The sequence below is a fragment of the Bacteroides sp. 2201st1_D9_2201SCRN_220225 genome (assembly GCF_040928965.1).
GTDB classification, from domain to species: domain Bacteria; phylum Bacteroidota; class Bacteroidia; order Bacteroidales; family Bacteroidaceae; genus Bacteroides; species Bacteroides stercoris.
This window is the reverse complement of the sequence record NZ_JBCODG010000005.1, coordinates 87,891-112,525: the sequence shown is the minus strand read 5'-3', so window position 1 is coordinate 112,525 and position 24,635 is coordinate 87,891. Positions and strand designations below refer to the sequence as shown.

Below are 24,635 nucleotides of genomic sequence, written 5' to 3'. Positions count from 1 at the left end.
ATTCTTTGTGGAAAAAGAACGGTTTGGTTGGGAATGTAAGGACGAAAATGTAACTTTGCCATAACGAAAAACTTTATGCCTAAAGATACGAAAACTTTGGGTAATAACAAAGCCCGGGCTTGAGAAAGTCTGGGCTTTGCGCATAAAAAGAGGCTGTGTCAGCATTTTGACACAACCTCAATTCAGTTTAGAAACAACAATTTTTATTTATCGTACGGTATCATGTCAGACAAGATGCGCTCTCTGTACCAGGGATCGTCAATCTCCTTCAAGACTTTTCCCATCTCTGCACACAGCTCATCTACTATTTCCTTATTCTCCTCTAACGGAAGATTATTCATCTGATACGGATCTTTTTCGTCGTCAAACAAGAAACTCTTTACAAGCTTGTGGTTATCACGGTCTACATAAAGAGCCAATGTGTAACGGGCCGATTTAAAACCGCGTGACGATGGAAAATAGGAACGAACCTTACCGTCTTCATCTTTCTTACCGTCTACGTTCTGAATATAAAGAGCTCCTGCAGGACGCACTATATCAGCTTTTTCATTAAAGAACAGCGGAGCATAATTGTGTCCCTGCACATTTGCCGGAATAGAATCGGAAAGACCCGCCAACCCCAACAAAGTAGGCATAATATCCGGAGAAGAAAGCATCAAATCATCCAGACGGGGTTGAATCTTGTCGGGGAAGCGAACCAGGAAAGGCACATTCATCGACTCGGAGAAAGGAGAATTCTTCGGATCGTCCGTGTGCTGGCTACACATAGTCTCACCATGGTCGGAAGAGAAGACTACGATTGTGTTTTTATCCAATCCCAGTTCTTTCAACGCATCGAGTATCTGCCCGAAAGCACGGTCAACACCTGTAACGGAAGCGAAATAGTAACGTACACTCTCTGCCTTTTCCATTTTAGAATCGGCATTGGGGCGAACCAGCAGGCTGTCCAACGGCTGATCCTTGTATAAGTTGAAGTCCTGTTCCATACAGTCGTCCAACGAACGATAGGGACTATGCGGCGGATTCATGCCGACCATGATAAAGAACGGTTTCTTCGGGTCGCGTACATTTCCCTCATTCTTCAGATAAGAAATAACTTTACCTGACTCATGCAGCGGAGACCATTCGCGCGGATCATGCCGTTTACCGTCCGTATCCCAATAATGCGGATTCTTATGTTCATCAAAAGTTCCGTAAGCATACCAATAGTTAAATCCGTGACGACGGTCTTTCGGTGTATAAGCATCCCATGCTGGTATGCGGTCTTCCACATATTTTCCCGGACGCTGGGGGTCATTGGGGGTCGGGAAGTCTGCATGCAGTTTACCGAAATAAGCACAGTCGTACCCCGCATTGCTGAATACATCGCTCACACAGTCTACATCTTCACGCAACGAACTGATAGGACGGTTCGAATTGCAGTTCAAAGGAATGCCACTCTTGTTGGGATACATGCCTGTCAGTAACGAACCCCGGTGAGGACTGCTCAACGGGCAATTGCTCATGGCAGAGGTCAGTACCAAAGACTCTCTCGCAAAATCATTCAGACGAGGAGTATGCACCGGATCATTCCGGAAATTCACTTTCTCCCGAAAACCTTCCTGCCCCCAGAACTCCATTGCCTGATTGCGGAACTGGTCGGGAAAAACATAAATAACATTCGGCTGTTGGGCCTGCTCTGCCTGCGGAGTTTTACAACCCTGCAAGGCGAACAAGCCTAAACCACCTAACAATATATTCAATTGACTTTTCATTTTTCCAAATCTCTTTTACGCTTCAAAGCTTCCAGGAAATAATAATCGGCGTAGTTCAGCGGAACATCGATTTCAGCACCGTGAGGAATACTGCCGACCGAGTGCATCAGGATAAAGTTCCCGTTTGTCCCTACCTCTGCACGATAAGCCGGAGAAGCAAGACTTTCCATAATTCTGTCAGCCGTTTCCTTATACCCCTTATCGGTAACATAGGTACTCAGTTCATAGAGGGCAGAAGCTGTACATGCTGCGGCAGAAGCGTCACGAGGCTCGTTCGGAATCTTCGGAGCATCGAAGTCCCAGTAAGGAACCAAATCTTCGGGAAGGTTCTTGTTTCCGAAAATAAAGTTATACACCTTTTCTGCCTGTGCCAGATATTTGGCATCATGAGTATAACGATAACACATTGTATAACCGTACAAAGCCCATGCCTGTCCGCGAGCCCAAGACGATTCATCGGCGTAGCCCTGCGCTGTTTGTTTTTTGCGCACCTCACCAGTCTCTGGATCATAATCCACCACATGGTAACAACTGTTGTCCGCACGGAAGTGGTTGGCCATAGTCGTGTCGGCATGTTTCTTAGCCACATTATAGAAAGTAGAGTCGCCCGAAAGTTTAGTGGCTTCAAACAGCAGCTCCAAATTCATCATATTGTCAATGATAACCGGACATTTCCATCCGCGTTCGGCCTGCCAGCCTTTGTCGGCATCCCAAGACTGGATAACGCCTGCACCCGGACGAAAACGGGTAGACAATGATTTAGCGGTCTGGATAATTACGGGCTTGTACTCTTCCTTATTGGCAAAACGATACCCGTTCAGATAGCTGGAACCAATCATAAAGCCTACATCATGATGCCAAGTAAGATATTGTACGGAATCCAATGCTTCAGTATACTTCTCTGCCAGCGGTAACCACTTTTTATCACCGGTCAGTTCGTACGTATACCAAATATTACCGGGAAAGAAACCAGAGCACCAGTCGTCGATAGGAACGTAGTGAATGCTACCATCCTTATTAATGGTACGCGGATTAAGAATTTTGCCAGATTTTTCGATAATGTCTGTCTGAAGTGTTTCCTGTGCCACCGCATTATCAATATTCTCCTGAATGAAATCATTTGCAGTCTGTTTTTGTCCTGCACAACCTGCTAAAACAAGAAGGGAAATACCCAATGTAGTAAGAGTCGTTTTCATAATAAGGGATTTATTTATTAATTATGTCTATTTTTTCGAAGACAAAAGTAGTGCATGCTTTCGAAAATAACCCACCTAAATTATCCAATTAAAAGCTAAAATATTACATTTGTGTCCAAAACATCAGATTTCTCCTTAATATTAATCATTTATTACCAAACGACATGACGCCGCAAGAATTTTTCAAGAAAGACTGTTTTGCCGATAAAGCAGGTGTAGAACTGATAGAAATAAAAGAAGGATACAGCAAAGCCCGTCTGGTGATTACGGAAACACATCTCAATGCCGGAAATCGCACCCAAGGCGGAGCGCTTTTTACACTGGCCGACCTCGCCTTGGCAGCGGCAGCCAATTCTCACGGCACACTGGCTTTCTCACTGTCTTCCAATATCACTTTCCTGCGTAGCAGCGGTCCGGGCGACATATTATATGCCGAAGCCCGCGAACGGTACATCGGACGTACTACCGGACATTATCAGATTGACATCACCAACCAGAACGGTGAGCTGGTAGCCACATTCGAGTCAAGTATCTTCAGAAAAGGAGACGCACTGCCGTTTACTTTGTAACAACGGAAGTCATCGGGTAACGATTCCCCCTTACACTTTTGAGGAAAGCTTTTGCAGAGCCGAAATTCAAATACATATCCAAACGTATGGGAAGGTGGTTCTTGTCATCGGAAACGAAGAAAGTAATCACCTCCTTCTCTTTTCCTTTCTTGTACTCCACGAAAGAGAATACAAGGCAGCGGTAAATTGTATCATTATTCGCTTCTATATCTTCCTTTCCGCGATAAATCAAGGTTTGCTCCTCTACTCTGCGCCCTGTTGCCATAGGGAAAAGTATCTTCTCGCCTATCTTGTAGTCTTTAGGGTTATAAGAACGGGCTTGCGCCAAAATACTCAGCATATCAAAGATACAGCGGCTGTCGCTGTACTCCATCTCCTGCGGTTCACGCACGGGATTATGCCAGGTACGTCTCTGCTTTACGGTAGCTATACCGTCATCATACGAGAACCATGCCTCATCGACCGTATAGCGTTTTCCCTCCTCGGCTGCTTTACGAAAATAAAGCGGTTCCAGTTTATCGCTGACATAGCACGTCAGCGTATCGCGCATTTTAAAGAAAAAATCCGTTTTCTTGCTACCCACAGAAAGAAGATTGAAACGGTAGGCCGGCTGGAAGCGGTAAGTAGTAGCATTAGTAGTCAAGCTTGCCAGCCCTACTTTCTTCCAGATAAATTTCCAGTTAAAATACAAATCGTACATAACATGTTCGCCCGACTGAAACGCTTCGTTCTTAGCCACGCATTGAGCCTGCACAGGCATTATGCTGCACAGACACAGAAGTCCGGCCAGCAAAAACAATCCTGCAGCCCGCTTCCGTTTAATAACTATATCCCCTACCGCTGTTACGGTTGCTGTTGTTGCGGTTATTCTGGCTTTTCTTCTTTTTCTTGTCTTCATCTGGCTTTTGTTTTTTCAGTTCATCCGGTTTTTGCTTATCCAACGGTTTTTCTTTTACGTTCCAGTCCTGAATCAAATCAAAATTGGCCTTAAATTCCAATACCTGCGGATAGTAATAAACCATTTCGGGCTGGCGCCTGGCAGCATAATCACCGGTATCCCATACCCCATTCCCATTTGTATCATTAATGAGCCGGGCTCCATATTTACCCGGATTCAAATAATAAAAATCCGCTTTTCCTTCTACAACCGGAACAGTACGTACCACCTTGTCCTGAGCATCCAGCAATTCTACAAATGCTGTAGAATCAGCTCCGGTAATGTTGAAAAATATCTGTCCGTACTCTTCCAGTTTCTTTACAGTAAACTCCTTCTTCACTTTATCGGTAAACAAACCGTACAACCCGTGAAAAGCGGTCGAGTCCACTTCAAAAACGTAACTTTCACCCGGTTTCCAGTCTGCATACAGGTTGTAACGTTTCAAATCCAACGAATCCCGCATAAAGTCAAACGGCACATCCTGCCATAGCGTATCGACCTTCTGCCTTACATGCAAGGCAGTATCATTAAAGCCGGCTATCGGTTCCGTAAAGCTCAATGTGATATAGTCGTATACATCCATTGCCGAAGGCGCATACACATCCATTGCAAGGAAAGGAGTCGGTTCCGGTTCTTCTTCACCCTTTTTCCTTCTTTTCTTCTTCTCCTTCTCGGCTTTTTCCTTCTCTTCCAGTTTCTTTTCCTGCAGTTTCTGCCAGCTTACCTTCGATACGATTCTCAAAGTATCTGTCCGGGGAACCAACTGATTCAAAGTATCTGTATACAAATAACTCAAGCTCATCCTCAATGTATCTTGCTGATAAAGCAAAGAATCTTTTATCCAATAGTGAATCGTGTCGTTCCTCCCGGTTGTCTGCTCAATGACAAAAGCATCCTTTTCATCGAAATTCAACCCTTTCATCAGCGGCAGACTGTCGGCAGGAGCCGTAAAATAAAAAGAGAATTTTTCCGGAGTAAGACGTTCCGTTTTCATAAGACGCTGTGAGAAGGTTTTTTCCTTGAAACTGCGCAACAGCACATCATCCGGCAGGAAATGGGTATATTGTCTCTCTACAATCGTATCTACGGTCAAAGAGTCTCTCCACAAGGTATCCTGGCGCATACGCCTTTCCATGGAAGGGATAATAACGGAGTCATTAAAAGCTATGACCTCCGTAGACTGGGAAAATTTAAAATTCTGGTCGGCATCCATTAAAGCATAAATACGATATTTGCCAGGAGAGACTCCACGAATGGAAAACTGTCCACGGCTATCCGTACGGCCTACACGGTCGAAAGGCAACGTGGTAAATGCCGAATCGGCTAAATTGGCATGTAATCCTACCAGTACCCCCTTTACCGGTTCCAAATTCGATGCATCAAGCAACGTACCGGCAATGGCCATTGAATCAAGCTCTGCTCCGGTAGAAAATGTATAGGTAAACCCCTGCATCGGGTTTCCTTCATTATTATCCTGAATCACGTCGGCAAAATCGATAGTATACGTAGTATTAGCCTTTAACGTATCTTGCAGGTTGACCACTACCCTTTTACCGTTTGCCTTTATTTCCGGTTGCTGCACTTGAGGAGGTGAAATAACCACTTTTTCATTGGCTTTCTCCAGTTTGATAAACTCATCGAACTCAATAGAGATTTTACTCTTTTTGTTATGGAGTGCACCCGGCAGGGGAGAACCGGTGACAAAATGAGGCGGCTCCTCATCAATCGGACCACCTTCCAGTCGGCCCACACTGGCACAAGAATATAAAACAGCCACACTTACAGCTGCCCCTAACAACCGACGTACAAACGGTTTCATCTTAATATGATGCTTGCAATCTAACATGATGCAAAAATAAAGGTTATCCTGCAATTAGCAGTATGCTTTACAGTATTTTAATCAAAAAACAAATATTTCCTTCAAGTATATAAAACATAGTTAAAAATGAGGGAAATTCATACCTTATATACGGAGAAAAGAATAATTTTGCGGCCGAAAACTAAACATTATGATTTAGTTTTCATCGTTATCCTTCTTCTATGATTTACACACAAAAGCTTCGGATTAACTAGAATAAAATTATACAGAGAATAAAAGAGTATGAAGAGTAGATTAGTATTATTGGCATGTTGCCTGGCACTGCTCAGCAGTTGTGGACAAGGTGACAAAAGCACGGGAAAAGCACCCGAATTTGCAGTGATTACAGTAGAAACAACCACTGCCAACCTGACAAACAGTTATCCGGCTACTATTAAAGGTAAACAAGATGTGGAAATCCGTCCGATGGTAAGCGGTTTCATCACCAAATTACATGTGGACGAGGGTTCCGTCGTACACAAAGGACAAGTATTGTTCAGCATCGACCCTGTACAATACCAGGCTGCAGTAAATTCGGCCAAGGCTGCGGTTGAAACGGCAAAAGCCGCTGTAAACACACAAGAACTTACTGTGAGCAACAAACGCACGTTGAACCAAAAGAACATCATCAGCGATTACGACCTGCAAATGGCTGAAAACCAGTTGGCACAAACCAAAGCACAATTGGCACAGGCGGAAGCGCAACTGATCAATGCTCAAAACAACCTGTCATACACCAGTGTAACAAGCCCCAGCGACGGTATAGTAGGTACTATCCCCTACCGTGTAGGTAGTTTGGTAAGCCCCTCCATGGCCACCCCGTTGACCACAGTTGCCGACATCTCCGAAATGTTCGCTTATTTCTCCATGACCGAAAGACAGCTCCTGTCACTGATACGCGAAGGCGGAAGCACCAAGGATATTCTGGCAAAGATGCCTCAGGTACAACTGCAACTGATTGACGGAACCATGTATGCCGACAGTGGTCGTGTAGAAACCATCAGCGGCGTTATCGACCAGACTACAGGTGCAGTAAATATGCGTGCCCTCTTCCCCAACAAACACAACATTCTGCGTAGCGGCGGTACAGGAAACGTAGTATTCCCCAATCCGATGGAGAATGTAATCATGATTCCTCAATCGGCCACCACAGAAATACAGGACAAGAAATTCGTATTCGTTGCACAACCTGACAACACGCTGAAAAATACCGAAATACAGGTATTCAGCCTGAATGATGGCAAATATTTTTACGTTACAGGCGGCTTGAAGGCCGGCGATAAAATCGTGATAGAAGGCGTACAGAACCTGAAAGATGGACAAAGCATCACTCCTATCACTCCTGAAGAGAAAGAGGCTGAATATCAGAAAGCCCTCAAAGACCAAAAAGAAGGTAATATCCAAACTGCGTTCAATTAACATTTAACGCCCCTAATCATTAAGTAACATGAAATTAGATAGATTTATTAATCGTCCGGTACTATCTACGGTAATCTCCATCCTGATAGTAATCCTGGGACTTATTGGTCTGGCAACGCTGCCTATCACCCAATATCCGGACATTGCACCACCGACGGTATCGGTAGGCGCCACTTACCAGGGTGCCAACGCCCAAACGGTGTTGAACTCTGTCATTGCGCCGCTGGAAGACCAAATCAACGGTGTGGAGAACATGATGTACATGACTTCCAGTGCATCCAATAACGGTTCCGCCGAAATTTCCATTTACTTCAAACAGGGTACAGACCCTGATATGGCAGCCGTTAACGTACAGAACCGCGTTTCCATGGCTCAGGGTTTGCTACCGGCCGAAGTAACCAAAGTCGGTGTGACTACGCAGAAACGACAGACATCCATGTTGATGGTATTCTCCATTTACGATGAGAAAGACCAGTACGACATCGAATTCCTTGAGAACTATGCCAACATCAACCTTATTCCGGAAGTAAAGCGTGTAAACGGTGTGGGTGATGCCACCGTGCTCGGTCAGGACTACTCCATGCGTATCTGGCTGAAACCGGATGTAATGGCACAATACAAGTTGATTCCTAACGATGTAGCCGGTGCACTGGCCGAACAAAATATCGAAGCGGCTCCCGGACAGTTTGGTGAACGCGGCAACCAAAGCTTCCAATACACCATCCGCTACAAAGGCCGTCTTCAACAGCCGGAAGAATTTGAGAATATCGTAATCAAAGCCCTTGAGAACGGTGAAGTTCTCCGTTTGAAAGACATTGCCGATATTGAACTCGGACGTCTGTCCTACAACTTCAATAATACGGTAAACGGCCATAAGGCAGTATCCTGTATCGTATACCAGATGGCAGGAACCAATGCTACGCAGACTATCAGTGACCTGGAAGAAGTACTTGGAAAAGCATCCGAAACGCTGCCTTCCGGTTTGAAAATCAATATCGCCCAAAGTGCCAATGACTTTCTGTTCGCTTCTATCCATGAAGTAATCAAAACATTGATTGAGGCGTTCATCCTCGTGTTCATCGTAGTGTATATCTTCCTGCAAGACATGCGCTCTACGCTGATTCCTGCCATTGCCATTCCGGTAGCTTTGATTGCTACTTTCTTCGTACTGCAACTGATCGGCTTCAGTATTAACCTGCTGACACTCTCGGCTATGGTGCTTGCCATCGCAATTGTAGTGGATGACGCCATAGTTGTCGTCGAAGGTGTCCATGCCAAGCTCGACCAGGGATATAAATCGGCACGGACTGCATCTATCGACGCCATGAGCGAGCTGGGCGGCGCTATCATTTCCATTACATTAGTGATGATGTCCGTGTTTGTGCCGGTAAGTTTCATGGGTGGTACAGCCGGTACATTCTACCGCCAGTTCGGTCTTACAATGGCCATCGCCATCGGTTTCTCCGCATTGAACGCCTTGACACTGAGTCCGGCCTTGTGTGCCATCTTCCTGAAACCGCACAACAGTGATGCCACCATGAAAGAACGCATCGGTGTCGCAACTAAAGAGGCACGTAAAATCATGATAGCCCGTTATGTGGATTCTATCGGCAGAATGATGCGTCCCGGCCTTACACTGCTCTTTACTACAATCGCCATTTTGGGTATGATTTTCGGTTTGTTCAACTTTGAGAACCATCCTGTACTCTGTCTGGTAATGATCGTTATCAGCGTATTGGCATTAGCAGGTATGACTACGGATAAGTTCAAACACTCTTTCAACGCATCCTACGACTCCATCCTGGGTAAATACAAGAAACAAGTGCTCCGCTTTATCCAGAAGAAATGGCTCTCCGGCGGTATTGTGGTAGGTTCCATTGTACTGTTGATGGTGTTTATGAACATCACACCGACAGGTATGGTGCCCAACGAAGACACCGGTACCATCATGGGTGTAGTAACGCTTCCTCCCGGTACTTCACAAGAACGTGCCATGGAAGTGCTGAACCGTGTAGACAGTCTCGTTGCAGCCGACCCTGCGGTAGAATCGCGTACGGTAATTTCCGGTTTCAGCTTCATCGGTGGTCAGGGACCTTCCTACGGTTCGCTCATTATCAAGCTGAAAAATTGGGAAGAACGTTCCACTATGCAGAATTCAACGGTAGTTTACGCCACACTTTTCATGCGTGCGCAAAAAATCATCAAGGAAGCACAGGTACTGTTCTTTGCTCCGCCTATGATTCCGGGTTATTCGGCATCCAGCGATATCGAACTGAACATGCAGGATAAAACCGGTGGCGACCTGAACCACTTCTTCGATGTAGTGAACGACTATACTGCCGCACTGGAAGCACGTCCGGAAATCAACTCCGCAAAGACCAGTTTCAACCCTAACTTCCCGCAATATATGTTGGATATTGATGCTGCTGCCTGTAAGAAAGCAGGTCTCAGCCCAAGCGACATCCTCAGCACCATGCAGGGATATTTCGGTGGACTTTACGCTTCTAACTTCAACAGCTTCGGTAAAATGTACCGTGTCATGATTCAGGCAGAACCGAATGCAACCAAAAATCTGGAATCACTCTCCAGCATCAAGGTACGTAACGGCAATGAGATGGCTCCCATCACCCAGTTCGTATCCGTCAAGAAGGTATACGGTCCGGATATCATCAGCCGTTTCAACCTTTACACATCCATGAAAGTGATGGTGGCTCCCGCCAGCGGTTATACATCCGGTCAGGCACTTGCTGCCATTGCAGAAGTGGCCAAAGAGAACCTGCCTGCCGGTTTTGCCTACGAACTCGGCGGTATGGCACGTGAGGAAGCCGAAACCAGCGGTAGCACAACCGGTTTGATTTTTGTGCTCTGTTTCGTATTCGTTTACCTGTTGTTGAGTGCGCAATATGAAAGTTATATTCTTCCGCTCTCCGTATTGCTCTCCGTACCATTCGGATTGTTGGGTAGCTTCCTGTTTGTCAGCGGTATCGGTTCATTGGGTAACATTCCTGCATTGAAAATGATTTTGGGAACCATGTCTAACGACATCTACATGCAGATTGCACTTATCATGCTGATGGGTCTGTTGGCCAAGAACGCCATCCTGATCGTAGAGTTCGCCCTCGACCGCCGCAAAATGGGTATGAGCATTACATGGGCTGCCGTGCTGGGTGCCGCCGCCCGTCTGCGTCCTATCCTGATGACTTCTCTGGCAATGATTGTCGGTCTGCTCCCGTTGATGTTTGCTTCCGGTGCAGGAGCCAACGGTAACCGTACACTGGGAACTTCGGCTATCGGCGGTATGTTAATCGGTATGATTCTGCAGATATTCATCGTACCTGCCCTGTTCGTTGCTTTCCAATATCTCCAGGAGAAGGTTAAACCGATGGAATGGGAAGATGTGGATAACTCGGATGCAGAACCTGAGATTGAACAATATACAAAATAGTGATTAGCGTTTAACGATTAATGGATAGTGGACATCCACAAGCAAAATACTAATTATTAAACACTAACCGCTAAACACTAAAATATAGTTTATCATGAAGAAAATAATAATTCTGATGTGCGCAACTGCTTTATTGAGCAGTTGCCATATCTACAAATCATACGACAGACCCGAAGATATTACAGTAGAAGGCCTATATCGGGACACCATTGCCGGTGGCGATACACTTGCCGCAGATACTGCCAATTTCGGTAATCTGCCCTGGAAAGAAGTGTTTACGGATGCACAGTTACAGACACTTATCGAACAGGCATTGACCAACAATGCCGACCTTCGCAGTGCTGCACTCACCGTAAAGCAGGCTCAGGCAGCACTGATGTCCGCACGTCTGGCTTATGCTCCCATGCTGGCTCTCTCTCCGCAAGGAACAGTAAGCAGCTTCGACAAAGGTAAAGCCACACAGACGTATTCGCTTCCTGTGACGGCAAGCTGGCAGATAGATCTGTTCGGTCAGTTGCTGAACCCCAAGCGTAAGGCTCAAGTCTCACTGAAACAGACACAGTTCTATGAACAGGCTGTACAGACACAAGTGATTGCAAACGTAGCCAATATGTACTATACGCTGCTAATGCTCGACCGCCAGTTGCAAATAAGCGAAAGCACCTGTGACATCCTGAAACGCAACCTTGAAACCGTAGAAGCAATGAAAGAGGCTGCTATGGCTAACAGTGCAGCCGTAGAGCAAAGCCGCACCGCCTATGCACAAGTACTGGCTTCCCTGCCCGATATCCGCCAAAGCATCCGTGAAACGGAAAACGCACTATGCCTGATGCTGAACCAACCCGCACAGAGCATTGCACGTGGTACATTGGAACAGCAGCAGTTACCTGCCGAATTCTCTACCGGTATTCCTTTGCAACTGCTGTCCAACCGTCCCGATGTAAAAGCTGCTGAAATGTCACTGGCAGCAAGCTACTACGACACCAACAGCGCACGTGCAGCCTTCTATCCGCAAATCACCTTAAGCGGTTCTGCCGGATGGACCAACAGTGCAGGTTCCGCTATTATCAATCCAGGAAAGCTGCTGGCATCCGCTATCGGTTCGCTCACACAACCTCTGTTCTACCGCGGTGCCAACATTGCCCGGTTGAAACAAGCAAAGGCACAGGAAGAGCAAGCCAAAATCCAGTTCCAGACCACACTGCTCAAGGCCGGAAATGAAGTAAGCAATGCTTTGTATCAATATCAAATGACCTCGGACAAAGCCATTTCACGTGAAATTCAAGTGAATTCTGCCCGTAAAGCTGCGGAAGATACAAAAGAATTGTTTAACTTAGGCACGTCAACCTATTTGGAAGTCTTGTCCGCCGAACAGTCTTACCTCAGCGCACAGCTTTCGGAAGTGGCCGACACCTTCGACCGCATGCAGTCTGTAATCAGCCTGTATCAAGCATTGGGCGGAGGAAGAGAATAATATCAGTTACGGGTTATGGGTTATAAGTTATTTTTGACGGCTCATCTCCCATAACTCATAACTTATAATTTATAACTCATAACTAATTACTATGATTAGTCCATTAGCATCTGTAGATTCTACCGCAAAAATCGGTAAGAATGTAACCATTCAGCCTTTCGCTTACATCGAAGGAGATGTGGAAATCGGTGACGACTGTGTGATTATGTCAAATGCAAGTATCCTCAAGGGTACGCGTTTAGGTAAAGGAAATAAAGTACACCATGGTGCCGTACTGGGTAGTGAACCGCAAGATTTTCATTACACAGGCGAAGCAAGTCGGTTGATTATCGGTGACAACAACGACATTCGTGAAAATGTGGTTATCAGCCGTGCCACGCACGAAAGCGGATGTACGCGCATTGGCGATAGTAACTATCTAATGGACGGTGTTCACCTCTGCCACGACGTACAAGTAGGCAATCACTGTGTACTGGGAATTAAGAGCACGGTGGCTGGCGACTGCCACATAGACGACTGTACAATCCTGAGCAGTAATGTTATCCTACATCAGAATTGCCACATAGGCAGTTGGGTATTGATTCAGGCAGGTTGCCGCATCTCAAAAGATGTACCGCCTTATGTTATAATGAACGGCAATCCGGCAGAATATCACGGTATCAATGCGGTGGTACTCCAGCATAAGCATCAGGTTACCGAGCGTATTCTGCGCCATATAGTCAATGCTTACCGCCTGGTATATCAAGGGAATTTCAGCATACAGGACGCTTTACAGAAGATTGAAGATCAGGTTCCGATGAGTGATGAGATACATAATATCATCAACTTTATCCGTAACTCAAAAGGTATTGTAAAGTAAACCTCGGCATATAAGAAAAAAGGCTTGCAGAAGTCCTGTGAATAAGACATCTGCAAGCCTATATTTTATATACCGGTTTTATTACTATTCAGAGTATTATAACCCTCGTACCTACTTGAAACGCAACATCCCGAAAAATTCCGGACAATGGAAGTTCGGCTTTTCCAAATCAATGGGATTCCATGACAGGAAATGAGGAGTCTGCAACTTATCACCGCATTTATAGAAATTGGCACGAATGGCCTTACCGTCCAATGAGGTGATGTTATGCATAAAGAAAGCGGAATAAGGTATCACCAAAGCTACTTCCCAACTGCAATCTCCTATCCGCTCCTCAAAATCTTTCTGTCCCAAAGAAGACCAACGCTGTACTTTATCAAGCACTTCCTGCGATGCATGTTGACGGTTGGAGCGTCCTGCTCCCGCACCGATAAGCAGTCTTCCAACACAGTTACATTCCATGTTATAATATACTCCGTCTCCGGCAGGAATGGAAAAGAACTCCACACAGGCATCTTCCCAAACCGGCCCGTTGTCTTTGCCCGCTACTGCGCGTACGCTGGCTTCTTTCACTTTATAATGAATCAGGATAGCGTTGTCCGTATAAGCAATACGGAACTTTACGTCCGGACAGTATGGATATGCCGCCCAATTCACTGTATTAACCGGCTGAAAAGCCACTTTTTCTTCATCCAAAAGAGCAGGCACCGCTTCTACCGGTATATTTGCCATACTCACTTTCTTGACATCCAGTTCTTTCATCATCTTATTTTTAGGAGTTAATGCGAATAAGGGTAAGACACAGCAACCCATCATCGCCGCCATTATACACCTTTTCAAATGCATGAAGCTATGAATTTCTGCATTTCCGGAGTATGTTCTTCTACGCTTTGAAGCAGTTTGAATTGAGCCTTTGTGCGCACCAGGTTATGTTCCGGATATTGAATTTTATAATAAGTATCGCCATTGATATAGTCGGCCAGGAAACGCACGCACTGCATATAAGGGAACAGAGCAGCCGCATAGGGCAGGTTCTCTATCTCTACCGGCAGCAGGAAAGATTTGGCCGATTCCAGATAGCCTTTTGTGAATGCCTTGAATATTTCCATATTGAAATTCACATTCGCAAGGTCTTTATCATCTTCCAAACCGGTATTGGCTCCCGAACGCAGGAAATCGCCAAAGTCGGAAAAGACGAAACTGGGCATTACGGTATCGAGGTCGATGACACAAAGTACATTGCCACTTTCGTCAAACATCATATTATTGACTTTCGTATCACAATGGCAAACCCGCTTAGGTAACTTGCCTTCACGATGCAGGCGCTCCGCTTTGCACATTTCTTCTGCACGGCGCTCTATCTCATCCAGAAAATACCGTACTTCCTTTACACGTCCGGCAGCATCGGCCGCCACGGCATCGCGAAGCTGTTTCAAACGGAATTCCATATTATGGAAGTCGGGAATCGTCTCGCCCAGTTTATCGGGAATATCGGCAAGCATTGCCTGGAAATTACCGAAAGCTACGCCTGCATAATACGAATATTCGGAGTTAACCGTTTCGTAGGTCCTTGCATTGGGAATAAACGCCATGACACGCCAATAACTCTCACCATCATGCCAATAAGTCTTTCCTGTATCGGCAGGAAAGAAATGCAGCACCTTACGTTCAATGTCTTTCTCGCCTTTCTCTTCCAGTTTCTTACGGATATGAGTGGTTACGGCATTGATATTGGCCTGCAACATTTCTACGTTTTGGAAAATGGCATGATTGATACGCTGCAATACATAATCAGGGGCATCAGCCTCGAGAGTGCTTACTTTATAGGTGTCATTAATAAGACCGGCCCCTAAAGGATTGATTTCTTGAACTGTACCCTGCAATTGAAAATGAGATACGATAGATAAAAGGTCTTTCATGATAATAAATAAATTAATTTATGATACAAATATACGCTCTTTATTACATATAATAAGTTTATTATTGTCCGATGAACATCCAAAAATATACATTTAAACAAACATAACCGCAAAATCCAAATAATAAATGAGAATCTTTGTACAAAATATCCTTATATTTGTGACTGAAACCTTAAAAATGACTCAACGTGCAGAAGCTTATCATCAGATTATTCTTTATTTTAGCGAGTGCGGCTTTCGCAAATGTGTATGGGCAGAACATAACCTTTAACCACCTTACCACCGACGACGGATTATCTCAGTTTTCCGTAAACAGCTTATATGTTGATGAAAATGGCATCCTATGGATTGGCACACGCGAAGGGTTGAACCGTTACAATGGAGACGATATACAGACCTACAAGCTACAGAAGAACAATCCCAACAGCCTTTTCTGCAATACCGTATCCCGCATTACGGGCAATCATAACGGGAAAATATATCTGCTCTGCACCGAAGGAGTGGCGGAATTCAACCTTGCCACCCAAAAATTCACTACGTTAATACAAGGCAACATCAACAGCATCTATTACAATGACGGACTTTTTATCGGCAAAAAGAATGAAATATACCGTTATAACGAGGAAACTGGAAATTTCGACCTTTACTATCAACTCCCGGACCGAAATCTGGAAATAGTCTGTATACACATCAATAAGGACGTACTATGGCTGGGAACAACAACCAACGGCGTATACTGCCTGAATATTGACAAAAAAGAACTGACGCATCCCATTCAGAAAGGAAATATTACCAGTTTTTATCAGGACAGCGAAAGTGAATTGTGGATTGGCAGTTGGGAAGAAGGACTGTTCCGTGTAAAAGCAGACGGAACAATAGAAAACCTCAAATACAATGCCAAAGACCCACACAGTCTCTCCTCCAATTTCGTCAGGGCCTGCTGTGAGGACAATCTGGGCAATATATGGATAGGTACCTTCAACGGATTAAACCGATACAATAAAATAACCGGATTATTCCAGAACCATACAGCCAATGACACACAAGCCGACGGGCTCACCCACTCTTCCATCTGGTGTATCGTAAAAGATAACCAAGGTACACTTTGGCTGGGAACCTATTTCGGCGGTGTCAACTACTTCAATCCGGAATATGAAATCTACACCCGTTATTCCTACTCTTCCAACGAGAAGAAAGGACTGAGCAATCCGGTTGTAGGACGCACCATTGAGGATAAAGACGGCAATCTGTGGATAGGAACCGAAGGCGGCGGACTGAATTATTACAACCGCCGCACACGCGAATTCAAATGGTATCGCCCACAGGAAGGGCGTAACAGCATTTCGCATAATAATGTAAAAGCGCTTTATTATGATGCCGATAAAGAAATTATATGGATAGGCACTCATTTGGGCGGTCTTAACAAACTGGATATACGCTCAGGGCATTTTACCCATTACCGCATGGAAGAAGGTAATCCTAACACTCTTCCATCAGACATCATCCGCGATATCATTCCCTACAAAAGTCTGCTGATTATAGCCACACAAAACGGAGTATGCCTCTTTGACCCCGCTAACGGACAATGCCAACAACTGTTCAAAGATAGCAAAGAAGGAAAATCCATTAAAATGGTAGCAGATGTCACATTCGATTCGGAGGGTACACTATGGATTGCTGCCACTGGAGAAGGAGTATTCAGTTATCGTTTTGACACCTGCAAACTGACAAACTACCGCCATGATGCCACCAACCCGAACAGTCTCAGCAATAACAATGTGAACAATATAACGCAAGATAGCAAAGGCAACCTGTGGTTCTCCACCTCGGGTAGCGGTCTGGACTTATATCGCCCCGCAACCAATGATTTTGAAAATTTCGACAAGGAAAGGAACGGTCTGGCCAGTGACTGCATTTATGAAACACAAGAATCTCCCAGCAGCGGCAAATTACTGCTCATCACCAACGAAGGATTCTCCATCTTTAACTACAAAAATAAGACTTTTAATAATTACAGTGCTGAAAACGGTTTCCCGTTGACAGCCGTCAACGAAAATGCACTCTGTGTCACCTGCGACGGTGAAATATTTCTGGGAGGCATACAAGGCATGATTTCTTTCCATGAAATGGAACTGAACTTTACCCCAAAACCTTATAAGATTATCCTCTCACGGCTCATCGTCAACGGTAGGGAAATCTCTGTAGGAGATAAAACCGGCATCTTGCAGCACTCTTTATGCCACACCGGAGAGATAACCCTCAATGCAGACCAAAGCATGTTCAGTATAGAGTTTGCCACATCCAATTACATACCTGCCAACAAAGACGATATTATTTACAGACTGGAAGGCTTTTCCAATGAATGGACAAGCACGCGAGGGCTGCATACCATTACTTACACCAATTTGAATGCAGGCACTTACACATTGCTCATCAAGCCGGAAGGAAAAGACGAAAACCTTTGTCCGCAAGCACAGCTCACCATTCATGTATTGCCGCCGTACTACAAAACAACACTTGCCTACTTCATATATATTATCATAACGGGAGCGGTTCTGTGGTATCTGATACGCGCCTACAAATCAAAAATCAAACTACGCGAATCTTTGAAATACGAACAGAAACATATTCAGGATGTAGAAGCGCTGAACCAATCCAAATTGCGCTTCTTCACCAACATCTCGCATGAGTTCCGCACTCCTCTGACTCTTATTGTGGCTCAGGTAGAAACCTTGCTGCAATTACAGAACTTCACACCTGCCATCTACAACAAGATATTGGGCATTTATAAAAACAGTATCCAGCTACGCGAGCTAATAACCGAATTACTCGACTTCCGCAAGCAGGAACAGGGCCATATGAAGATTAAAGTCAGTCCGCACAACATCGTGAATTTTCTGTATGAAAACTATCTGCTGTTCCTTGAATATGCCAGTGCCAAACAAATCAACTTCAATTTTGAAAAAGAGACTGACGAACTCGAAGTATGGTACGACCAGAAGCAAATGCAGAAAGTTATCAATAACCTCTTATCCAATGCTATCAAGCATACGGAAAAAGAAGATACCATTACGCTCAGTGTAAAGGAAGAACGGAATAACGTTATAATTTGTGTAAAAGATACGGGAAGCGGTATCGATGCAAAGGAGATAGATAAGATATTCGACCGCTTTTATCAGATAGAACCGACCGGTTCTACTGATGCCGGCAAGAGCGGCACTGGTATAGGACTGGCTTTGACCAAAGGTATTATAGAATTACATCATGGTTCCATCCGTGTAGAAAGCGAACTTGGCAAAGGTACAAGCTTTATCGTTACACTACGCTTGGGTAACGAATTCTTTACAGAAGAACAAATCAACCGGAATCCGGATTGCGTACATCAGATTGAAATTTCCAAATCCGAAGCAGATGCTTTCCTGAAAACCGAACTGGAAGAAAATGCTCCCATCAAACGTATTCCGGATGCCAAACTATTGATTGTAGAGGATAATGAGTCCATCCGCGAAATGCTTGCCAACATCTTCAAGCCATTCTATCAGATATTGATGGCAGCCAACGGAGAAGAAGGCTGGGAACTGGTACGCAGTGAAATGCCCTGCATTGTGGTAAGCGATGTGGTCATGCCCAAAATGTCGGGTACAGAACTATGCAAACTCATAAAAACGGATTTCAACACCTGCCATATCCCCGTAGTGTTATTGACTGCACGCACTGCCATTGAATCGAATATCGAAGGATTGCGGATCGGCGCGGACGATTACATAACCAAACCGTTCAATACAAACTTACTGATATCCCGCTGCAACAACCTGGTGAATTCACGCATCCTCTTACAGGAAAAATTCAGCAAGCAACCGCAAACGGCTGCACATATGCTTGCTACCAATCCGATTGACAAAGACATTCTGGACCGTGCCATGTCTATCATCGAACAACATCTGGACGACACAGAATTCAATGTCAATGTCTTTGCCAGAGAAATGGCAATGGCGCGCACCAACCTGTTCACCAAACTGAAGGCCATTACAGGACAAACCCCAAACGAATTTATACTGACTATCCGTTTGAAGAAAGGTGCTTTGATGTTGCGCAATAATCCGGAACTGAACATTACGGAAATTTCCGATAAGATAGGATTCAGTTCCTCACGCTACTTCAGCAAGTGCTTTAAGGACATCTATCATGTCAGCCCGCTGGCTTATCGCAAAGGAGAGGAAGCTGATAAAGACGAGGAAGAAGCAGTAAATGAAAAATAAGAATTCTGCACTTTTGTACTTTTTATGATTCCGTGTGTACTCTTTTATACACACAGACCGAAAGATAGCGCATATCTTTGGACTTGGAATAAAACTTTAAAGTCCAAAGGCTATGAAATATTTATCTAATCTTCTACCGTATCTTCCAAGTACGGTCCTTTTGATAGGATGTGGCAATCCGTCTAAACAAGAAGCCAAGAGTGACCAACCGCAAAAGCCTAATGTTATCTACCTGATCGCTGACGACTTGGGCATCGGCGACCTCAGCTGCTACGGTGCCACTAAAATAAGTACCCCGAATATAGACCGCCTTGCCGGTCAGGGTATGCAATTCACCAATGCATATGCCACCTCTTCCACAAGTACCCCTTCCCGCTTCGGACTGCTTACAGGTATGTATCCCTGGCGGCAAGAGAACACAGGCATTGCACCGGGTAATTCCGAACTGATTATTGATACAGCTTGTGTCACAATGGCCGATATGTTCAAGGAGGAAGGCTATTACACCGGAGCCGTCGGCAAATGGCATTTGGGATTAGGTCCTAAAGGTGGCACGGACTTCAATCGCGAAATCAGGCCGAATACTCAAGACATAGGCTTCAACTATGAATTTATCATTCCTGCCACAGTAGACAGGGTTCCTTGTGTGTTCGTAGAAAATGCCCATGTTGTAGGGCTTGATCCCCAAGATCCCATTACTGTCAGCTACCAGCACAAAGTGGGCGACTGGCCTACAGGACTTGAAAATCCTGAATTGGTAAAGATGAAACCCAGCCAGGGACATAATAATACCATTATCAACGGTATCCCCCGTATCGGTTGGATGACCGGTGGCAAATCTGCTCTTTGGGTGGATGAAGATATTGCAGATATCATTACCGGAAAAGCCAAAGATTTTATCGTTGCACATAAAAACGAACCTTTCTTCCTGTATATGGGTACACAAGATGTACACGTTCCCCGAGTCCCCCATCCGCGTTTTGCAGGGAAAAGCGGTTTAGGACCGCGTGGTGACGTTATTTTACAACTGGACTGGACAGTCGGCGAGATCATGCACACCCTCGATAGTCTGGATATTGCTGATAATACAATCTTCGTATTATGCAGCGACAACGGTCCCGTCATTGATGATGGTTATCAAGACCAGGCCTTTGAATTGCTGAACGGTCACACCCCCATGAAACATTACCGGGGCGGCAAGTATAGCGCATTCGATGCCGGAACCCGTATTCCATTTATCGTACGCTGGCCGAATGGTATCAAACCGGGCAAACAACAGGCTCCATTTTCCATGATTGATGTATATGCTTCATTTGCAGCCCTGCTGAATCATGAACTTCCTACAGGTGTTGCCCCTGACAGCCGCGACCAACTCAACAACTTCCTTGGCACGGATACCATCGGGTGCGACTATGTGGTACAACAGAATCTGAATAATACTCTATCCATCATTCAGAATAACTGGAAATACATCGAACCGAGTGACAAACCGGCTTTGGAACATTGGACTAAAATGGAAACGGGAAACAATCCCCAACCACAACTTTATGACTTATCTGTAGACCCTTCCGAAAAAGAAAATTTGGCTGGAACTCACCCAGATAAAGTAAAAGAGCTGGCTATTCTGTTGGAAAAAGTAAAAGCTGCAAAAACCAAGTAAATAAGGACTAAGCAGAGCACCGATTGTCCGCAGATAATGTACAATATCAGATTATTTGCGGACAATTAGTGAATATCTCTACCTTTATTAGCCTATACTTTTGCGAAGAGATTTTCCGATTTTGAACAAGACTGATAAAAGCCTTTTTTTAAATAACCAATTAAATTAATATTTATGAAACAGAAATCTAATCTATTCAAAACATTAGGTATTATGTTGCTCTTTGTGCTATTCGCCACACAAGCTAATGCACAAAACATTACAGTAACAGGTACAGTAAGTGACAATTTAGGTCCTGTGATTGGTGCCTCCATACAAGTGGAAGGAACCAGCAACGGATGTATTACAGACATTGACGGAAATTACACACTTCCCAACGTACCGTCCAATGCGACTCTCGTATTCTCGTATATCGGTTATCAGACCCAAAAAATAGCAGTAGCCGGCAAAACGCATATTAACGTAACGCTAAGTGAAGACAGTCAATTATTGCAAGAAGTGGTGGTAGTGGGCTATGGCGTTCAACGTAAAAGTGACTTGACCGGTGCGGTGGCTTCCGTAAAGACAGCCGATGCATTAAAAAGTACCCCGACAGGTAATGTATCCGATGCCTTGCAAGGGCGTATGGCCGGTGTATCCGTACTCTCAGGTTCCGGTGACCCCAGCGGCGACAACACCATCCGCGTCCGTGGTATCAACTCTATTACGGCAGAAACAGGACCGCTTGTTGTAATTGACGGATTCATCGGTGGTTCTCTCCAGTCATTGAACCCTGCGGATATCGCCTCCATTGAGGTATTAAAAGACGCTTCAGCAACAGCCGTATACGGTTCACGCGGTGCCAATGGTGTTATCCTGGTAACGACCAAAAATCCTGAAAAGGATAAGCTAACTGTCTCTTTCAACGCATTTGCCAATATTAAAACCGTTGCCAAATACCCCGATAACCTCTCTCCGTACGAATATGCCAACTTGGTAAACGATTACGGTAAAGAATACTTTGGCTATGGTGATAATCATTTTTACAGCCCGGAACAACTCGAAGCATTCAAATCCGGCAAGGCAGGATATGACTATTCAAGAGAAATTTTCCGTAGCCCGGCAGTTACTCAGAACTATGAACTTTCCATTGCCGGTGGTGGTGAAAAAACAACGTTCTTAGCCTCTCTCCGTTATCAGGACGACCAAGGTATCATTAAAGAATCAGGAAGCCAAATCTACAGCTGGCGTTTAAAGGTAGATACCAAAATCAAGAAATGGCTGAAAGCAGGTTTGAATATATACGGTCACTATCGTGAAACAAGCAAACCCCGTATTACCGAATACGATGGCTTGATACAGCAAAGCATGTACTTTCCAAGTACCATCGAACCCAAAAACGAAGAAGGAGAATATAACAATAGCTTCTTCGATGGTGGCAAGGCATACAATCCTATGGGATACATCTGGGAATCCAGCAACTCTAACAAAACAATCAATAACCGCATACAGGGCTATGTCCAGTTCGATATTCTGGACGGTTTGAGTTTCCGCTCTCAACTAGGCGTGCTTTTTGATAACAGACTGAATACTTCGGTAGAAAACGAAGACAGTTATTATTCCTACAAAAACAGTCTGACTCAAGGACAGGCACGTAGCTATTGGAATACTTCATGGCTGAATACCAATACTTTGAGTTATGTAAAGGAATTCAATGAAAATCACCGTATCAATGCAACTGCCGTATTCGAGCAGTCTTATGACAACAACTACAACCATACCGGTACAGGATATAACTTAGACTATATCGACATGATCGGTGTCAATAATCTGGCATGGTCCGATTCAAACCTCGCAGCCATTGCATCCGACCGCAGCATCAATACCCTTATGTCAGGAATGTTACGTGTCAACTATGTATTTATGAACCGTTACATGCTTACCGCCTCTATCCGTGCCGATGGTTCCTCACGTCTGAAAGATAAATGGAGTTACTTCCCTTCTGCTGCATTGGCATGGGATTTGAAGCAAGAAAATTTCTTGAAGGAGAATAGTTTCATCGACCAACTGAAACTCCGTTTGGGATACGGCTCCGTAGGAAACCAAGCTGTAGAGGCTTACCGTATCTATTCCAAAATGACGCCTGTTACCGTTACTACTCCAAACGGGAGTTCTTCTACCGCCTATAAGATAGACCGACCGGCTGCTCCTTTCCTAAAATGGGAACGCAACGACCAGTTCAATGTCGGAGTTGATTTCGGTATTCTGAACGGTCGCGTACGCTTAACAGCAGACTGGTATAGCAAATTGTCAAAAGATATTTTGCTGGAAGTGGCACGTCCCTCACACATGGGATATACTGCCATCCTTGATAACGCAGGTGAAATCAAGAACACAGGTGTTGAGTTTACAATCAGTGCAGATCCTTTCAGTGATAAAGAATTCAGCTGGCACACAGACCTGACGTTATCTCACAACAAAGGTACGTTCAACAAGATTCCGACAGCCAACCACCGCCAACAACAGGCCGGAAACTTCCAAAACCAGATATTCCAAATGATTGAAGGAGAGAAGTTAGGTTCATTCTGGGGATACACATTCGCAGGAGTATGGCAGGAGGATGATGTAAATGCTCCATTCGTAGATGCCAATGGTCAAACAAACGGCAAAACCAACGGAGAAGTGTACAAAGTAAAACCGGGTAACTCCAAATATGTAGATGTCAACAAAGACGGCGTATACAATGATGCAGACCAAGGCATTATCGGATGCGGACAACCGACATTCAACTGGGGCTGGAACAATACATTCAATTACAAAAACTTTGACTTCTCGTTCTTCGTAGTAGGTTTCCATGGATTTGACATCTACAATGCCACTCACCAAATGGGATATAACCTGATTAAGAGCCAACAAATGGCAGGCGTAACCCCTATGCGCGAGTTGCTGAACCGTTGGACACCGACCAACACCAATACAGATATACCGGGATTCGTGAAAGGCGGAACTGAAAATAAAGACTTCTTCAGCACGCGTTTCGTTGAAAACGGAAGTTTCATCAAGATGAAAAGCATCACATTAGGTTATACTCTTCCTGAAGCAACCTGCCGTTCATTGGGTATCAACAACCTGCGTGTATATGCCTCCGTACAGAATCCGTTCCACATCACCAAATACTCCGGTCTGGACCCGGAAGCTACTATGGGTAGTCCTTTGGTACAAGGTGTTGATTGGGGAGCCTATCCTAACAGCCGCAATTATTTAATCGGTCTGAATTTCTCATTCTAATGAATAACCTACTTAAATA

Annotated in this window: 14 protein-coding genes; 8 read left to right on the top strand and 6 right to left on the bottom strand. The window is 44.8% G+C overall.

Features of this window, described 5'->3' with window-relative positions; all coding sequences use genetic code 11:
* Positions 1-203: 203 nt before the first annotated feature.
* Positions 204-1,754, bottom strand: coding sequence for a sulfatase (locus AB5903_RS02800; protein WP_060385520.1), 1,551 nt, complete (start codon positions 1,752-1,754; stop codon positions 204-206).
* Positions 1,751-2,950: a glycoside hydrolase family 88 protein gene (locus tag AB5903_RS02795; protein ID WP_016661046.1), complete on the bottom strand. Its 1,200-nt coding sequence runs from the start codon at positions 2,948-2,950 to the stop codon at positions 1,751-1,753. The genes AB5903_RS02800 and AB5903_RS02795 overlap by 4 nt, the downstream gene beginning before the upstream one ends.
* Positions 2,951-3,114: 164 nt before the next feature.
* Here AB5903_RS02795 and AB5903_RS02790 point away from each other — a divergent pair, with 164 nt between their 5' ends.
* A complete protein-coding gene (locus AB5903_RS02790) occupies positions 3,115-3,519 on the top strand; it encodes a PaaI family thioesterase (RefSeq protein ID WP_005655923.1) in 405 nt (134 codons plus the stop codon).
* Here AB5903_RS02790 and AB5903_RS02785 read toward each other — a convergent pair.
* Positions 3,509-4,417, bottom strand: coding sequence for a DUF3108 domain-containing protein (locus tag AB5903_RS02785; protein WP_081448469.1), 909 nt, complete (start codon positions 4,415-4,417; stop codon positions 3,509-3,511). The two genes, AB5903_RS02790 and AB5903_RS02785, sit on opposite strands and share 11 nt — an antisense overlap.
* On the bottom strand, positions 4,338-6,302 hold the full coding sequence (locus AB5903_RS02780) for an Ig-like domain-containing protein (protein ID WP_272709877.1): 1,965 nt from the start codon (positions 6,300-6,302) through the stop codon (positions 4,338-4,340). Before AB5903_RS02780 ends, AB5903_RS02785 begins: the two co-directional genes overlap by 80 nt.
* 255 nt (positions 6,303-6,557) lie before the next feature.
* On the opposite strand from AB5903_RS02780, the gene AB5903_RS02775 reads away from it, so the two are divergent.
* The 4 genes from AB5903_RS02775 (at position 6,558) to lpxA (ending at position 13,511) form a co-directional block, all read left to right on the top strand.
* Positions 6,558-7,733 (top strand): efflux RND transporter periplasmic adaptor subunit, encoded by a 1,176-nt coding sequence (locus tag AB5903_RS02775; protein WP_117899460.1) that lies wholly within the window; start codon positions 6,558-6,560, stop codon positions 7,731-7,733.
* 28 nt (positions 7,734-7,761) lie between these two features.
* Entirely contained in the window at positions 7,762-11,178 is a 3,417-nt protein-coding gene (locus AB5903_RS02770; RefSeq protein ID WP_368117640.1) for an efflux RND transporter permease subunit, read from the top strand.
* A 94-nt stretch (positions 11,179-11,272) separates the two neighbouring features.
* Complete coding sequence (locus AB5903_RS02765) at positions 11,273-12,652, top strand: TolC family protein (protein ID WP_005655916.1); 1,380 nt, start codon at positions 11,273-11,275, stop codon at positions 12,650-12,652.
* A gap of 91 nt (positions 12,653-12,743) precedes the next feature.
* Positions 12,744-13,511 (top strand): acyl-ACP--UDP-N-acetylglucosamine O-acyltransferase, encoded by a 768-nt coding sequence (gene lpxA, locus AB5903_RS02760; RefSeq protein WP_005655915.1) that lies wholly within the window; start codon positions 12,744-12,746, stop codon positions 13,509-13,511.
* 111 nt (positions 13,512-13,622) lie between these two features.
* Here lpxA and AB5903_RS02755 read toward each other — a convergent pair whose 3' ends face one another.
* Positions 13,623-14,324, bottom strand: a complete 702-nt coding sequence (locus tag AB5903_RS02755) for a carbohydrate-binding family 9-like protein (RefSeq protein WP_195639216.1) — start codon at positions 14,322-14,324, stop codon at positions 13,623-13,625.
* A gap of 23 nt (positions 14,325-14,347) precedes the next feature.
* Positions 14,348-15,430 (bottom strand): phosphotransferase enzyme family protein, encoded by a 1,083-nt coding sequence (locus AB5903_RS02750; protein WP_272709876.1) that lies wholly within the window; start codon positions 15,428-15,430, stop codon positions 14,348-14,350.
* Positions 15,431-15,618: 188 nt separating this feature from the next.
* On the opposite strand from AB5903_RS02750, the gene AB5903_RS02745 reads away from it, so the two are divergent.
* From AB5903_RS02745 to AB5903_RS02735, 3 genes are all read left to right on the top strand, one after another.
* A complete protein-coding gene (locus AB5903_RS02745; RefSeq protein WP_272709875.1) occupies positions 15,619-19,689 on the top strand; it encodes a hybrid sensor histidine kinase/response regulator transcription factor in 4,071 nt (1,356 codons plus the stop codon).
* Between the two features lie 112 nt (positions 19,690-19,801).
* The gene (locus AB5903_RS02740) at positions 19,802-21,349 is read left to right on the top strand and encodes an arylsulfatase (RefSeq protein ID WP_005655908.1); all 1,548 of its coding nucleotides are present in this window, start codon (positions 19,802-19,804) and stop codon (positions 21,347-21,349) included.
* A gap of 174 nt (positions 21,350-21,523) precedes the next feature.
* Positions 21,524-24,616 (top strand): TonB-dependent receptor, encoded by a 3,093-nt coding sequence (locus AB5903_RS02735; RefSeq protein ID WP_005655907.1) that lies wholly within the window; start codon positions 21,524-21,526, stop codon positions 24,614-24,616.
* Positions 24,617-24,635: the final 19 nt, after the last annotated feature.